The following is a 14246-nucleotide window of genomic DNA, read 5'->3' on the forward strand; positions in this document are numbered from 1 at the left end:
TACGACACCGAGCGTTTCGCCAACCAGAAACAGCGCGACATGGCCTGCATGGTCTCACCCGTGTGCGCCTTCCCAGGTTGTAGGCACGGGGCGTACGGTGCGGAGATTCACCATGTGGAGGCGTGGAAACACGGCGGGCAGACCAACATGGACAACCTGGTGCCGCTATGCCGCTACCACAACCGGGTCAACGACGACGACCCCTGGCGAAAGTCCCGCGGCCGCATCGCCATGATCAGGGGCGCACCCTGGTGGATCTCACCGCGGGGATATCACCTGAGAAACACCGACCGCGGAGCACTCGACCAACTCTTCGGACCACGAAGAGCTGGCCCCTAACAACGCGAATTAACGCAGGCGCTCCTCGCGCAGCTTGGTCACTGCGTCGAGCTGAAGCGGCTCCAGATCCGCGAGCGGGATGTCCAGTGCGCGGGCGATGAGCAGGTCCGCGAGCTGCGGGTTGCGGGCCAGCGCTGGACCGTGCATGTAGGTGGCGATCACGCTGCCCTGCACAACGCCGTCGACCTTCTCGCCGTCGGCGCCGTTGCCCACGCCGCGGGTCACCCGCCCCAACGCCGAGGCGTCCGGGCCGAGCACGGTCGCGCCCATGTGGTTTTCGAAGCCGGTCAGCGGCTCGGAAAGTGAGGCGGTGATGCCGGCGCCAGTGGGTTCGGAGGCGAGTTCGCCGGTGGCGCGGCGGGGAAGCGGGGCGGTGGTGACGTCGAGAAGTCCGACGCCCTCGGCCTCCTCGCCGTGCGCGCGGAACGTGTGGCCGAGCACCTGCAGGCCCGCGCACACCGCGAAGATGGGACGGCCGTCGGCGGCTGCGGCCTGCAGCCCGGGCGACGCGCTCAGCCGCGCCGCGGCGAGCAGTTGGGCGGAGTCTTCGCCGCCGCCCAGGGTGTAGAGGTCGTAGGAGGGCGGGACGTCGTCGTGAAGCAAAATGCGCTCGATGGACGCCTCGATGCCGCGGCGGCGCGCACGCTCGCGCAGCACGAGCGCGTTGCCGTCGTCGCCGTACGTGCCCAGCACGTCGGGCAGGACGAGGCCGATGGTGAGTTTAGGCACGGTAGTCCTCCTCCTTGGTCAGCGCGCGGCGCAGGTTCAGCAGCGCGGTGTAGTTGGCCAGCACCTCGACGCGCCCGGGCGGGCAAGCGCGGATCGCGGCGATCGCGTCGTGGACGACGTCGTGGTCGATGCCGCCGTAGGTGAGGCGTACGGCGAGGTCGGTGGCGCGCTCGCCAGCGGCGACGACGTGAGTGTCACCGAAGTCCTCGAACTTGACGTCCCAGAGCCAGGAGACGTCCTCGCCGTCGCCTTGTTGGGCGTTGACGGCGATGACAACGCCGTCGGCGTCGCGGTCGACCATGGACAGCGCTTCTTGCCAGCCGGCGGGGTTTTTCGCCAGGAGGAGGTGGACGTCGTGGTCGCCGAGGTGGACGGTGGTGTAACGGCCGGCGACGTTGTCCACGTCGGCGGCGGCGCGCACGGCGGCGTCGAGGGGGATGTGGAACGCTTCGACGGCTGCGGCGATGGCTTGGGCGGCGTTGCCGCGGTTCGCGCGGCCGGGGAGTTTGAGCTCAAGCTTTGCGACGCCCTCCGGTCCCACCAACGTCTCCCCCTCCACCCTGTACTTGGGGGTGGGGCGGCGGAATTCGCGGCCGTCGGGGAGCGGTTCGACGGCGTACCAGTCGTTTTGCTCATTGTCCGCGACGGAGGAGCGCACGACGTGCCCGCCGGAGCGGGGGTTGGTCACGGAGTCGCCGGTCCAGCCGGCGCCGGCGGACACCCACACGACGTTCGGGTGGTCGTAGGCGATGGAGGTGATCAGCACGTCGTCGCAGTTGGCGACGACGGTGGCGTCCGGGTGTGCCATGACCGCGTCGCGCAGGGCGCGCTCGATGCTGTTGATTTCGCCGACGCGGTCGAGTTGGTCGCGGGTGAGGTTGAGCAGCACGAACGCTGTCGGCTGCAGGCGCTCGGCGACTTTGGGCACGTGCAGCTCGTCGACCTCTAAGACGATGGTGTCGGCGTCTTTGCCGGCGAGGAGGGCGGAGATGATGCCGGCGTCCATGTTGTCGCCGCCGTCGTTGGTGGCCACGGTGTGCTTGGCGCCGACGGCTCCGGCGAGCATGCGGGTGGTGGTGGATTTGCCGTTGGTGCCGGTGACCAGGACGGCGGGGCGGCCGCCGCCGAGGGAGGCCATGATGTTGGGGTCGATCGCCGCGGCGACGAGGCCGCCGATCATGCCGCCGGCGCCGCGGCCGGTGGCGCGCGAGGCGGCCGTGGCCAGGTTGGCGGCGGTGGCGGCTACCGCGGTGCGGATGCGGGAGATGGGTCCTTGCATGCGGACAAGGCTACTCCGCGGATGACATCTGGCCGACTAGCCGCGCGAATTCTTCGCCGGAGACGACGGGGATGTCTTTGCGGTGGGCGTGCATGGCTTTGCCGCGCAGTTCCGCGTCGCGCTGCATGGCGTCGGAGACAGCGACGGAGGTTTCGCGGGTGAGTTTTTCGCGGTAGGTCAGCCCGGCGCGCACGCCGGCGTCGATGAGCTCGTCGGGGTCGAGGGCGATGTCGTCGGAGACGACGAATTCCATGCCGCGCAGCAGCCCGCCTTTGCCGAGGTGGCCGGGGTTCGCGCTGACGGCGGGGGCTTTTTCCGCATCCACGCGTATCGACGAGCGCTGCAACCCGAACGCGTCCGGCGTCAAATCCTCGGGGTTGAGCTCGACCAATCCGCCGGGGGTGAGCTGGAGGTACATGGCCACCAGTTTCAGGGTTTGCCCGCGCGAGAACTCGGCCTCGGGCTCGCCGATGCGCTCGGTGGAGGCGGTCGGTGGGGTGGACGCGACGCCGACGAGGTTGGCCACGGCGTTGATGCGGGTGTCCACCGGGATGTGACCCTGCCTGCGGGCACTAGCCAAAAGGTCCACGATCGCAGTTGGCTTAGGGACGTGGCCGACACGCTGGCGGCGCCTATTGCCGCGGCCGCGGCGCGAACGGTTCGCCCGGGCCGCGGCGTTCATGGCCCGGCGCGCCTCGGAGACGACGAAACCCCAGGTGGTGGGGGAGTCGTGGGTGACGAGCACGCGGCCGTCGAGAAGCTTGTCCAGCGTGCGCAGAAAGCGGGAAAAGCGCGGGGCTTGGGCGAAGTCGTGCGGGGTCAGGCCGTGGGTGTGGGCGGGGCCGGGGTCGGTGCCGGGGTTGACCACGGCGTGGAACTCCTCGCCCACGCGCCCGGCGGCGTCGAACGTGACCGCGTCGATGGTGAGCAGGCGCCCCGTCGACGGGTGAATCCCCGTGGCCTGGGTAAACAGCGCCACGTAGGGGTAGTCGTTCTCAGTCATCGTTCCAACGTAGCTTACGGCTCGGCCACCTCGTACAGCGGCTGATCCAGCCTGGTGTTCGAGCGCACCTTCAGCCCGCCGATGTTGTACTCGTACGGCTGCTGCTGCGGCGCGGGTGCCGGGGCTGGTGCGGGAGCCGGTGCCGGCGCGGGAGCCGGTGCGGGGGCTGGGGCCGGCGCTGGGGCTGGGGCAGGTGCCGGTGCGGGGGCTGGGGCCTGTTGCTGCGGCGCGGGTGCCGGGGCCGGCGCTGGCGCTGGTGCGCGCTGCACCGGGGCCTGCTGCGGCTGCTGCGGCGCCGGGGCCTGCTCCGGAAGCTCGGTGCTGAACTGCGAAGGGGACTCGGAAGGCTCGGAGGGCTCGGTCGGCTCCGAGGATTGCGTGGAGCTGCTCGGCTGCGAGATCTCCGTGGTTTCCTGGTACGCCGAGGTGGAGTCGCGCTGCAGGCTGGTCGGCGAACTCATCACCACGGTGCCCACACCCGCGAGCACGAGCGCTGCGACCGCCGCCGCGGCGGCGATGAGCGGGCCGCGTGCTTTATTGGACTCGCGGGCGGCGACCGTCGGGCGCTCCTGCGTGTCCGCGGCAAGTGCTGCGGCCTCCGCATCCACCGTGGCGAAGAAGTTCGTGGCCGGGTGCGCAACCTCGACCTCGCGCACGATCGGCGGCAGCGGGGAGATCGCGATGTCGTCGCCCTCGATCGGGCCTGCGATCACGGCCAACGAGGCGCCGCCCTCCACCGCGGTGGTGTAGCCGCGTGCCACCGCGATGAGACCTCGGTCCTCCAAGCGCCGCAGCGTCGGGGTCAACGCCTCGCCGGCGGCCGGGTCCAGCTCGCCGATGACGTCGCCGTCGACGCACAGCACGATGTCGCCGGCGTCGTCGAAGCCCATCGACACCAGCACCTGCGCCGGCGACTCCATCGGCAACTTTTCGTGCAGATCCGCCACGTAGCGCTCGCCGGCGGGCAGCAGCGCCCACGGCTCGCGCGGCGGGGTGTTCACCGGCAGGACCTGGCCCGCCGGCGGCAGCACGACCGCGCCGCCGTCGGCGGCCAACACCGGGGTCACGCCGGCGGCGGCCAGCTGGGCCAGCTCCGCGTCCTCAACCGAGCCGACAACCTCGCCGTCCACCACGACGTCGAGTTCCGGGGTGAGGGTGGCCGAAGGAACGTCGATAGGCAAACGCTCCACGGGGAGGCGACGGGTGCCCGCAGGCACCTCGTACATAGCCATCACGCAACCTCCCGCTGAAATGTGTGGTTAAGTCACGCAAGTATAGCGCGCGGGCGCTAATTCGCGGCAGTCGAGCGGTTGACCGCCGAGACGATCGCCTCCAGCGACGCGCGCGTGGTGGACCCGGCGATACCCACACCCCACGCCGACGTGCCGTCGACGTCCGCGTGGATGTAGCAGACTGCGTCCGCGTCGTCGCCGGCCGTGCGGGCGCGCTGCGAGTAGTCCTGCACCTCAAAGTCGATGCCGACCTGCTCCAGCGCGTTCGCGAACGCCGCGATCGGGCCGTTGCCCGTGCCCGCGACGTCGCGGGACGCGCCCTCGTAGACCACCGTCGCCTCCACGCGGGTGTCCTGGCCCTCCTCCTCGGCGGCGTCAATGCGGTAGTGCGCCAGCTCCAGCGGCGAATCCAGGTCCAGGTAGGTGGTGGCGAAGACGTCCCACATGTTCTTGGAGTTGACCTCGCCGCCCTCCGAGTCGGTGATGTTTTGCACGATGGCGGAAAACTCCGGCTGCATGGCACGCGGCATGTTGATGCCGTGGTCCGTCTTCATGATGTAGGCAACCCCGCCCTTGCCGGACTGCGAGTTCACGCGGATCACAGCCTCATAGGTGCGGCCGACGTCCTTCGGGTCGATGGGCAGGTACGGCACCTCCCAGGTGGTCTCGCGCAGCTCCTCCCAGGTGACCTCGGAGCTCGTTGCTTCAGGACGGACAGTCTGCGCCAGCGCGTCCAGACCCTTATTAATCGCGTCTTGGTGCGAGCCGGAGAACGCGGTGAAGACCAGGTCGCCGCCGTAGGGGTGGCGCTCCGGCACGCGCAGCTGGTTGCAGTACTCGACGACTTCGCGGATGCGGTTGATGTCGGAGAAGTCGATTTGCGGGTCCACGCCCTGGGTGAGCATGTTCAGCCCGAGGGTGACCAGGTCGACGTTGCCGGTGCGCTCGCCGTTGCCGAAAAGGCAGCCCTCGATGCGGTCGCCGCCGGCCATGTAGCCCAGTTCGGCTGCGGCGACGCCGGTGCCGCGGTCGTTGTGCGGGTGCAGGGAGATGATGATGGACTCGCGGTTGTTTAAGTTGCGGTGCATCCACTCGATGGAGTCGGCGTACACGTTGGGGGTGATCATCTCGACTGTGGACGGCAGGTTGATGATCATCGGGTTCTCCGGCGTCGGCGCCATGACGTCCACGACCGCGTCGCAGACTTCCTTGGCAAAGTCCAGCTCGGTGCCGGTGAAGGACTCGGGCGAGTATTCCCAGCGCCAGTTGGTGTCCGGGTAGTCGGCGGCGATGGTTTTGATCAGCTCCGCGGCGTCGGTGGCCAGCTTTTTAATCGCGTCGCGGTCCTTGCGGAAGACCACGCGGCGCTGCAGCTTCGAGGTGGAGTTGTAGAAGTGCACGATGACGTTCTTCGCGCCCGCGCACGCCTCAAAGGTGCGGCGGATCAGGTGCTCACGCGCCTGCACGAGGACCTGGATGGTCACGTCGTCGGGGATCATGTCCTTTTCGATGATCTCGCGCACGAAGTCGAAGTCGGTCTGGGAGGCGGACGGGAAGCCGACCTCGATCTCCTTGAAGCCCATCTCTACCAGCAGGTTGAACATGCGGCGCTTGCGCTCGGGGCTCATCGGGTCGATCAGCGCCTGGTTGCCGTCGCGCAGGTCCACGGCGCACCACTGCGGCGCGCGGGTGATTTTCTTGTCGGGCCAGGTGCGGTCCGGCAGCTGGATGTCTTCGACCTCTTCGGCGAAGGTGAGGTAGCGGTCTACCGGCATCTGCGAGCCGCGCTGCTTGTTCCACGCCGGTTGGCCTTCGTTACGCGGGCCGGAAGGGGTCTGGATCTCGCGGGGTGTAAAAAAGTCGGTCATTGGAGTTCTCCTTTGTTGGGGGTGTGTTCCACGGCCGGCCAACAGAAACTCCGCGACGGGGTGCCGGCCGTGTTAGTTGGCCTGATTCCCGCCGCGGCGTAGAAGGAGAAGCGCCCTGTGCGACATGTGGCACACCTTACATCAGGTCGAGTCGGGTGTGCACAATTTCAGCGAACCCTGGGCAGTCCGCAGCGCGGAGCTGGGCGGCGAGGTCGAACGGTTCACCAATACGTTGCCGGAATTCAAGCTGCTGGGAGATCGTCCGATCAACAACGCGCGGTGCGGTGTAGGTTGCCCCAACTAGCCAGCGGTCGGCGGTGACGACGTCGTAGGGCAGGCGCTCGGCCACTTGGAAATCGGCCACATTTTGTGTCACTAGCACGTCGAGGTCACCGTGAACGGCCGCGGAGTGGACGTGCGCATCCAGCGGGTCCGGCAGTGCAGTGCTGTCGTCGAAAGGGAAGTCGCGGATTTGGTTGTCGCCCATCACTGTCATGAGTCGTTCCCGGAGTTGCTCCATCTGTGTGCTCGATGCGTGCGGGAATCGGCGCCGCCGCGCATGCACCGCTTCGGCGAGGATGTCCTCGGTCCAGTGAAATTTCCACACTCCGGGAGAAACCGCAGCGATCAGGCCGAACCATGAATGCAAGGTCGCGGAGGCCCAAATGTTTGCGTCGGGCAGCACGTTGCGAACCATGTCAGTGGCTGTTGCCCATCGTGTGTTCTAGCTGCATGACGTCGAAGACTGCGTCCAACCTTTTGCGCTTGATCTCGTCGCGTAGGACAAGCACTTCACGTGCAGGAATCCGGTGGTGGCTGCCCACCTTCGTGGCGTGAAGGCGTCCTTCGTCGACGTATTTCATCACCGTGGTGCGGGACAGGCCCAACATCGAGGCGGCGGTGTTGGGGGTGACTTCTTCCGGCAGTGAGGAGACGGAAAGTGGTTCGCCTTCCGCAATTGCTTGCAGGACTGCGTGGAGTACTTCGTTGATGTCGTCGGGCAGCGGGTGGCCTGTTTCGTCGTGCAGCACGCTTAGACGGTCTATCGAATGGGCGACGCGCCGCTGCGTGTCGCGGGTGAAGTGCAGGTTTCCGCTTGCGGGTATCAGCGTCATCGCAACCCCCTTAGGTTGACAGTTATATCTGACACTCTACCGGATGCTCACCCGCGTGAGCATTGCGGCGGAGACGAGCATTACGCCTATCGACGTCCCAACGGCCGCCCACCCCAGCACCGAATCCACGCGGAAGGATTCGCCGAGCAAAAACAGGCCCAGAGAAAACGCGACGAGCGGCTCGATGATCTTCGACGCCGGAAGCGAGGTGGCCAGGTTGCCCGCGGCGAAGGCGTACTGCTGCACGACCGTGCCGGCCGTGGCCGCCAGCAGCATGGCCCACAGCTGCCACGTGGCCAGCAGGCCGAGAACGCCGCCGTGGACGAAGCCGTCGACCGCAACCTTGGAGAACACGGCCTGGTAGCCGTACATGGCGCCGCAGGCGGTGCCGAAGATGAGGGCTTTGCCGGCGGGGGGACGTCGAGAAGCAATGGCGTACGAGGCCGCAATGATCGCCACCGCGGTGCCCACGACAACCCACCACTCCCAGGCGGCGGGGTCGCGCTGGCCGGGCAGCGGGCGGCCGAGCACGACCACCCCGCCCACAGACGCGGTGAGCAGCACCGCCCAAAACGCCTCCGTGGTGTGCATATGTCGCTTGTCCGCCCACGCCGAAAACAGCAGCGTCAGCATCAGCGACAGCGCCAGAATCGGCTGCACCACCAGCAGCGACCCGAACGCCAGCGCCGCCGCCTGGAAGCCGTACGCCACAAACGCGATGCCCATCGACGCCCACCACGCCGGCCGCTTCAACGACCGCAACGGCGAGTCGTTGTTCTCCCCCTCAGGCGCGCCCGCGCGCATGATGCGGTGGCGCCACACAGTCCCCGCCGCCATGGTCGCGGCCGAGATCAGCGCGAACGCAACGGCGAGAAAATTGTTGTGCACGGTGAATGATATTAACGCGGGTGGCTGAATCGGCAGTTTTGGGACGCTATTCTTGTCCGTTGGAATGCACCCAGATCCGCGGAGGTACGAATGGCACTGATCGTTCAGAAATACGGGGGCTCCTCCCTGGAAAGCGCGGAGCGGATCAAGGCCGTCGCCAAGCGGATCGTGGACACGCGCCGCGCCGGCAACGACGTCGTGGTGGTCTGCTCCGCCATGGGCGACACCACCGACGAACTGCTCGACCTCGCCAACGAGGTCAACCCCACCCCGCCCGCGCGCGAGATGGACATGCTGCTCACCGCCGGCGAGCGCATCTCCAACTCGCTGGTGGCCATGGCGGTGCACGCGCTGGGGGAGAAGGTGCAGTCGTTCACCGGCTCACAGGCCGGCGTGATCACCACCGAACGCCACGGCAACGCCCGCATCCTGGAAGTCACGCCGGGGCGCGTGCAGGAGGCCGTGGACGAAGGCAACATCGCCATCGTCGCCGGCTTCCAGGGCGTGAACCGTGAAACCAAGGACGTGACCACACTCGGCCGCGGCGGCTCCGACACCACCGCCGTGGCCCTGGCCGCCGCGATGGGCGCCGACGAATGCGAGATCTACTCCGACGTCGACGGCGTCTACACCGCCGACCCGCGCATCGTGCCCGACGCGCGCAAGCTGGACAAGCTCTGCTTCGAGGAAATGCTCGAGCTTGCCGCATCCGGGTCCAAAATCCTGGTGTTGCGCAGCGTGGAGTACGCCCGCGCATTCAACGTGCCCATGCGGGTGCGCTCGTCTTACAGCACAGATACCGGCACCCTGGTCGCCGGAGCATTGGAGGATATCCCCATGGAAGAAGCAGTACTTTCCGGCGTAGCCACCGACGACTCGGAGGCCAAGATCACCATCCTGGGCATCAAGGACGAGGTCGGCGAGGCCGCCAAGGTCTTCCGCGAGCTCGCCGACAGTGAAGTCAACATCGACATGGTGATCCAGAACATCTCCAACTCGCACGACAACAAGACCGACATCACCTTCACCTTGCCCAAGGCCGACGGTGCGCGAACCATGGAGAAGCTGCGCGCCCTGCAGTCCGCCGAGGGCTGGGACGACCTAAGCTACGACGACCAGATCGGCAAGGTCTCGCTCGTCGGCGCCGGCATGAAGTCCCACCCGGGTGTCACCGCCGACTTCTGCGACGCGCTGCGCGACGCCGGCATCAACATCGAGATGATCACCACCTCCGAAATCCGCATCACCGCCGTGGTGCGCCAGGCGGACGTGGCAGAGGCCGCGCGCGCGATCCACACCAAGTTCGACCTCGGCGGCGACGAGCCGGCCGTGGTCTACGCAGGCACCGGACGTTAGAAGGAGTTTTTTCAATGACCACGCTTGCAGTCGTCGGCGCCACCGGCCAGGTCGGCCGCGTGATGCGCGACATCCTCACCGAGCGCAACTTCCCAGCCGACACGGTGCGTTTCTTCGCCTCCCCGCGCTCCGCCGGCACGACCCTTGAGTTCCGCGGCGAGGACATCACCGTCGAGGACCTCACCCAGATCACCGAGGAATCTGTGGCAGACGTCGACATCGCGTTGTTCTCCGCCGGCGGGTCCGCCTCGCGCGAGTGGGCGCCGGTCTTCGCCGCCGCGGGCGCGACCGTGGTGGACAACTCCTCGGCGTGGCGCAAGGACGACGAGGTCCCGCTGATCGTCTCCGAGGTCAACCCGGAGGCCGCACGCGAGCTGCCCAAGGGCATCATCGCCAACCCGAACTGCACCACCATGGCGGCGATGCCGGTGCTCAAGCCGCTTCATAACGCCTTCGGTCTCACCACCCTCCGCGTCGCCTCCTACCAGGCCGTCTCCGGCTCTGGCCTGGCCGGTGTGGAGGCGCTGGCCACCCAGGTTGAGGCGTTGGGGGATCCGCGTGGGTTGGTCCGGGAGGACGTCGAGAAGCCTAGCGACCTCGGCCCCTACGTCGAGCCCATCGCGTTCAACGCGCTGCCGCTTGCGGGCTCGCTTGTCGACGATGGCTCCGCCGAAACCGACGAAGAGCAGAAACTACGCAACGAATCGCGCAAGATCCTGGGTATCCCGGAGCTGAAGGTGGCGGGCACATGCGTGCGCGTGCCGGTGTTCACCGGCCACACGATGGTCGTGCACGCCGAGTTCGACCAGGCAGTCACCCCGCAGCAGGCGGAGGAGATCCTGGCTGCCGCGCCGGGCGTGAAAGTGGTGGACGTGCCGACGCCGCGCGCCGCCACCGGCATCGACGAGTCCCTGGTGGGCCGCATCCGCCAGGACCAGTCCGTCGACGGCGGCCGTGGGCTCGTGCTCGTCGTCGCTGGCGACAACCTGCGCAAGGGCGCGGCGCTGAACACGATCCAGATCGCCGAGCTTTTGGTCTAGCGCGGCGGCGCTTCGCGTGGCGCTGACAAATCCCGCCGCCCGTTTGCGTCGACCAGGCACTATAAAGCCCCACTGACAGATTCCGCCGGGAAACGTCAGTGGGGCTTTAAGCGTTGGGGCGCTACAGCTTGGTCGAGCCTGCATCCTTCGCGGAAACAGCGGTGGAGCCGCCGGTTTCCTCCGCGGCGTCCTCTTCGTCCGCGTTGGTGTCGCCGCCCAGGCTGTTGTCCGGGCCGGCTGCCGCCTCCTCGGCTTCTTCGGCGGCGATCATGTCGTCGACGGTGTGGTCGTTCCACGGCTCGTCGGGGTTGGCCGCGTACTCGTCGGCGCTGACGGGGTCGGTGTAGGAGACGTAGACGACGTCGGAGGGGTTCTCGCGGTCTTCCTCCTCGAACTCGCTCTCCTCGTCGTCGAGCAGCTCCTGGGCGACCTCTTCCTCGAGGGCCTCGGACAGCTCCTCGGCGTCCACGTTGGATTTAGCCGTGATGTACTCGAGCTCGCGCTCGTCGTTTTTGGTGAAGCGCTCGGCCGGGTCCATCTTCTTGCGGGTCAGCTCAAGCGCGCGGCGGCGACGGTCGCCTTCCTTGCGCAGCTTCGGAATGCCGCGGATCCACGCGATCGTCATCACCACGATGAGCAGCAGGCCCAGGTAGCCCAGGATCGGGTAGACGGTAGAGACGAGCTGCTGGAAGCCCACGAACGACAGCACGAAGCCGATCAGACAGGCGGAGATGAAGATGATGCGGAACTTGTCTTCGCGCCCGCGGGCGAGGCGCTTGCCCAGAGCGAAGAACATGCCCAGGCAGGTGGCGAAGATCATGCCGAAAATCACCAGGGACATGACCAAGCCCATGGTCGGGTTGATGTCGGTGATCAGGGTCAGAAGCGGCATGTCCTGGCCCTCGACGGTCTCAATCTTGACCAGCAGTGCGAGCGCCAGCAGCATGAGCATGACTAGGTAGCCGATGCCGCCGAACAGGCCGCCGAGGCCGGCTGCGCGGGTGTCCAGCTGGTTGCCGCCGATGACCAGCGCCATGGACACGACGCACATGACGTTCAGGCCGGTGTAGTTCAGCGCGGCGATCCACCAGTTGGGCAGGGAGGAGTCCACCTGCGCGGCTGCGGCGTTGAGCGCACTCCAGTCCGGGTGGGCGTTGATCAGGGTCCAGCCGCAGCCGACGATGACGAAGATCAGCAAAAACGGGGTGAGTGCGCCGATGGCGCCGGTGACTTTGTCCACGTCGAGCATGCCGAAGCCGATGGTGGCGGCGAGCATGAGCACCGCGCCGACCCACACGGGCAGGCCGAACTGCTGGTTGAGGTTGGCGCCGGCGCCGGCGAACATGACGAACCCGATGGAGAACAGGGTGACGATGGTGGCGATGTCCAGGATCCAGCCCATCACCTTGGAGGAGATGGAGCCGAGGACTTCCATGTGCTCCTTGGCTTGGAAGAAGGAGCCGAGCTGGAGGATGGTCACGCCGGCGATGAGCATCAGCGCGGAGCCTAGGACTGCGCCCCAGAGGCCCTGGGTGCCGAAGGCGGAGAAGTACAGCATCGCTTCCTGGCCGGAGGCGAAGCCGGCGCCGACGACGGTGCCGATGAAGGCGAATGAAATTAAGAGTGCGTTTTTCAACATAGTGTGATCAGTCTATTCGAAGGTTCTACGTGGGCTGGATTTCGCTTTCGACGACCCACTTGTGCCGCTTCATGGTCATTTCCGGCGAATCGATGTCCACCATGTAGACCGTCTCGTCGGTGGCGGAGTCGATGGTCGCCTCCGCGCCCTGCATGCCGGACATGTGCTCGGCGGTGATCGTGGCCGTGTCGCCCGCGCCAAGCTTCTCGCTGCCAACACCGTCGAGCTCTTCCTGCACGACCCACTTGTGGTTGGTCACCGGGTCGCCGCCGTCCGTGGGGGTGTAGGACACGGCGTAGGCGGTGGTGTCGAAGGCACCGGAGATGGTTGCGGTGGCGCCGTCCATGCCGGGCATGTGGTCGGCGTTGAGCGTGACTTCGGTGCCCACGGGGTAGGTCGGGTCAGCCGCCTCGGCGATGCCGGCCGGGGCAGGCCCGCCGTCCGCCGGGTGGTCGTGCCCACCGTGCCCACCGTGGTCAGCTTGTTCAGCGTGGTCAGCGTGCTCTGCGGGGGCGTCGTCGCTTTCCGACGCACACCCAGCCACCGACAGAGCCGTCACCGCCGCAAGGGAGGTCAGTGCAATTGATCGAGAGATACGCATGTCTTCAACTCTAGCTCTACCCGCCTAGTTACTCCCGGCAACCAGATCCCGTCGGGCGCGCGCCACTCGGGAGCGGATGGTGCCGACGCGCACGCCGGCGATGCGGGCGGCTTCCTCGTAGGTGTAGCCCATCACTTGCGTCAGGACGAGGGCTTCGCGGCGTTCGGGCGGTAGCTCGTCGAGAAGCGAGCGTGCGTCGATGACGTCGCCCCAGGTGTTGGGGTTGTCGGGGCTAGGGTTGGCGGCGGCGACGTCTTCGTATTCGGCCGCCGATTTGCGGGGTCTGGCCATGTCGTGGCGCACGGAGTCCACCCAGGCGCGGCGTGCGAGCGAGAGCAGCCAGGTGCGCGCGGTGGAGCGGGCTTGAAAGCGCGGAAGCGACCCGAGGACGCGCAGGTAGGTCTCTTGCGTCAGGTCGTCGGCGTGCTGGGGGCCGGCGAGGTGGGCCAGAAGGCGCCACACGTCGTTTTGGGTGAGCCGGATGAATTCGGTGAGCGCGTGTTTGTCGCCACGGCCGGCGCGCAGTGCCAGGTCCGTGACGTACGCGTCGTCGCTAGTGCTCACAAGCTCATTACGTTAGTTCTTTTTGTCGGAGACCGTGACGCCGTAGAGGGAGCGGCCCATGATGAACGACGCCACGGAGCCGACGATCCACACCGCGGCGATGGCCAGCACGGCGCGGATGAAGTCGTTGAGGTCGAAGCCGGTGGTGGTCCAGGAGTGGATGAGTTTGGCCACGATGAGGATGGGGAAGGTCACGACCACAAGGGGGCCGAGCAGGTTTACGCGCGTCAGGGCGTCGGGGGCGCGCAGCTGCAGGATGGTGGTGGCGACCACGCAGATGGTGGCCAGGACAACCAGCACGGCGACGATGATTTCGGCGATGGTCATTAGCGGCGTCCTCTCGAGATGATGCGGGCCATGGAGATCGTCGGGATCACGCCGCACACCAGGCCGGCGAGCAGCGGGATTTCGTAGGCGATGGCGGAGGAGTTGAACAGGGTCCACACCAGGAAGATGGCGATCATGGAGTAGAAGATCACATCGGCCATCACGGCGCGGGAGAGCTCGTCTTTGGTCAGGATCACGGCGCCGAGTGCGATGAGCAGACTGACGGCCATGACGATCAGGCAGATCTGCATGATTGTGGTGAACAT

At 67.0% G+C, this 14246-nt stretch carries 16 protein-coding genes; 3 read left to right on the plus strand and 13 right to left on the minus strand.

Annotation, left to right across the window (positions count from 1 at the left end):
• Positions 1-339, plus strand: a 339-nt coding sequence (locus QP996_RS05020; protein WP_284871547.1) for an HNH endonuclease signature motif containing protein, incomplete at its 5' end; no start/stop codon positions are given.
• 9 nt (positions 340-348) lie between these two features.
• On the opposite strand, the gene QP996_RS05025 is transcribed toward QP996_RS05020, so the two are convergent.
• From QP996_RS05025 to QP996_RS05060, 8 genes are all read right to left on the minus strand, one after another.
• On the minus strand, positions 349-1068 hold the full coding sequence (locus tag QP996_RS05025; protein ID WP_284871548.1) for a type 1 glutamine amidotransferase: 720 nt from the start codon (positions 1066-1068) through the stop codon (positions 349-351).
• Positions 1061-2347, minus strand: coding sequence for a MurT ligase domain-containing protein (locus QP996_RS05030; RefSeq protein ID WP_284871549.1), 1287 nt, complete (start codon positions 2345-2347; stop codon positions 1061-1063). The genes QP996_RS05025 and QP996_RS05030 overlap by 8 nt, the downstream gene beginning before the upstream one ends.
• Positions 2348-2357: 10 nt before the next feature.
• The gene (locus QP996_RS05035) at positions 2358-3350 is read right to left on the minus strand and encodes an exonuclease domain-containing protein (protein WP_284871550.1); all 993 of its coding nucleotides are present in this window, start codon (positions 3348-3350) and stop codon (positions 2358-2360) included.
• Between the two features lie 14 nt (positions 3351-3364).
• Positions 3365-4582 carry a hypothetical protein gene (locus QP996_RS05040; RefSeq protein WP_284871551.1) on the minus strand — a complete coding sequence of 406 codons (1218 nt, stop codon included), beginning with the start codon at positions 4580-4582 and terminating at the stop codon, positions 3365-3367.
• A 56-nt stretch (positions 4583-4638) separates the two neighbouring features.
• Positions 4639-6450, minus strand: coding sequence for a 2-isopropylmalate synthase (gene leuA / locus QP996_RS05045; protein ID WP_284871552.1), 1812 nt, complete (start codon positions 6448-6450; stop codon positions 4639-4641).
• Between the two features lie 136 nt (positions 6451-6586).
• Positions 6587-7147 (minus strand): PIN domain-containing protein, encoded by a 561-nt coding sequence (locus tag QP996_RS05050; RefSeq protein ID WP_284871553.1) that lies wholly within the window; start codon positions 7145-7147, stop codon positions 6587-6589.
• A 1-nt stretch (position 7148) separates the two neighbouring features.
• A complete protein-coding gene (locus QP996_RS05055; RefSeq protein ID WP_284871554.1) occupies positions 7149-7565 on the minus strand; it encodes a helix-turn-helix domain-containing protein in 417 nt (138 codons plus the stop codon).
• Positions 7566-7601: 36 nt separating this feature from the next.
• Entirely contained in the window at positions 7602-8453 is an 852-nt protein-coding gene (locus QP996_RS05060; protein ID WP_284871555.1) for a DMT family transporter, read from the minus strand.
• Positions 8454-8543: 90 nt separating this feature from the next.
• On the opposite strand from QP996_RS05060, the gene QP996_RS05065 reads away from it, so the two are divergent.
• Positions 8544-9809, plus strand: coding sequence for an aspartate kinase (locus tag QP996_RS05065; protein ID WP_284871556.1), 1266 nt, complete (start codon positions 8544-8546; stop codon positions 9807-9809).
• A 14-nt stretch (positions 9810-9823) separates the two neighbouring features.
• Positions 9824-10849, plus strand: coding sequence for an aspartate-semialdehyde dehydrogenase (locus QP996_RS05070; RefSeq protein WP_284871557.1), 1026 nt, complete (start codon positions 9824-9826; stop codon positions 10847-10849).
• Positions 10850-10970: 121 nt separating this feature from the next.
• Here QP996_RS05070 and QP996_RS05075 read toward each other — a convergent pair whose 3' ends face one another.
• From QP996_RS05075 to QP996_RS05095, 5 genes are read right to left on the minus strand one after another with little or no spacing between them, the layout of a single operon-like run.
• Positions 10971-12488 (minus strand): YkvI family membrane protein, encoded by a 1518-nt coding sequence (locus QP996_RS05075; RefSeq protein WP_284871558.1) that lies wholly within the window; start codon positions 12486-12488, stop codon positions 10971-10973.
• A gap of 25 nt (positions 12489-12513) precedes the next feature.
• Positions 12514-13089: a YdhK family protein gene (locus QP996_RS05080; protein ID WP_284871559.1), complete on the minus strand. Its 576-nt coding sequence runs from the start codon at positions 13087-13089 to the stop codon at positions 12514-12516.
• A gap of 24 nt (positions 13090-13113) precedes the next feature.
• Positions 13114-13653, minus strand: a complete 540-nt coding sequence (locus QP996_RS05085) for an RNA polymerase sigma factor (protein WP_269028413.1) — start codon at positions 13651-13653, stop codon at positions 13114-13116.
• 12 nt (positions 13654-13665) lie between these two features.
• Entirely contained in the window at positions 13666-13980 is a 315-nt protein-coding gene (locus QP996_RS05090) for a Na+/H+ antiporter subunit G (protein WP_284871560.1), read from the minus strand.
• Positions 13980-14246 carry a cation:proton antiporter gene (locus tag QP996_RS05095; protein ID WP_070473433.1) on the minus strand — a complete coding sequence of 89 codons (267 nt, stop codon included), beginning with the start codon at positions 14244-14246 and terminating at the stop codon, positions 13980-13982. The genes QP996_RS05090 and QP996_RS05095 overlap by 1 nt, the downstream gene beginning before the upstream one ends.

It is taken from the genome of Corynebacterium sp. MSK008, assembly GCF_030232585.1.
Classification (GTDB): domain Bacteria; phylum Actinomycetota; class Actinomycetes; order Mycobacteriales; family Mycobacteriaceae; genus Corynebacterium.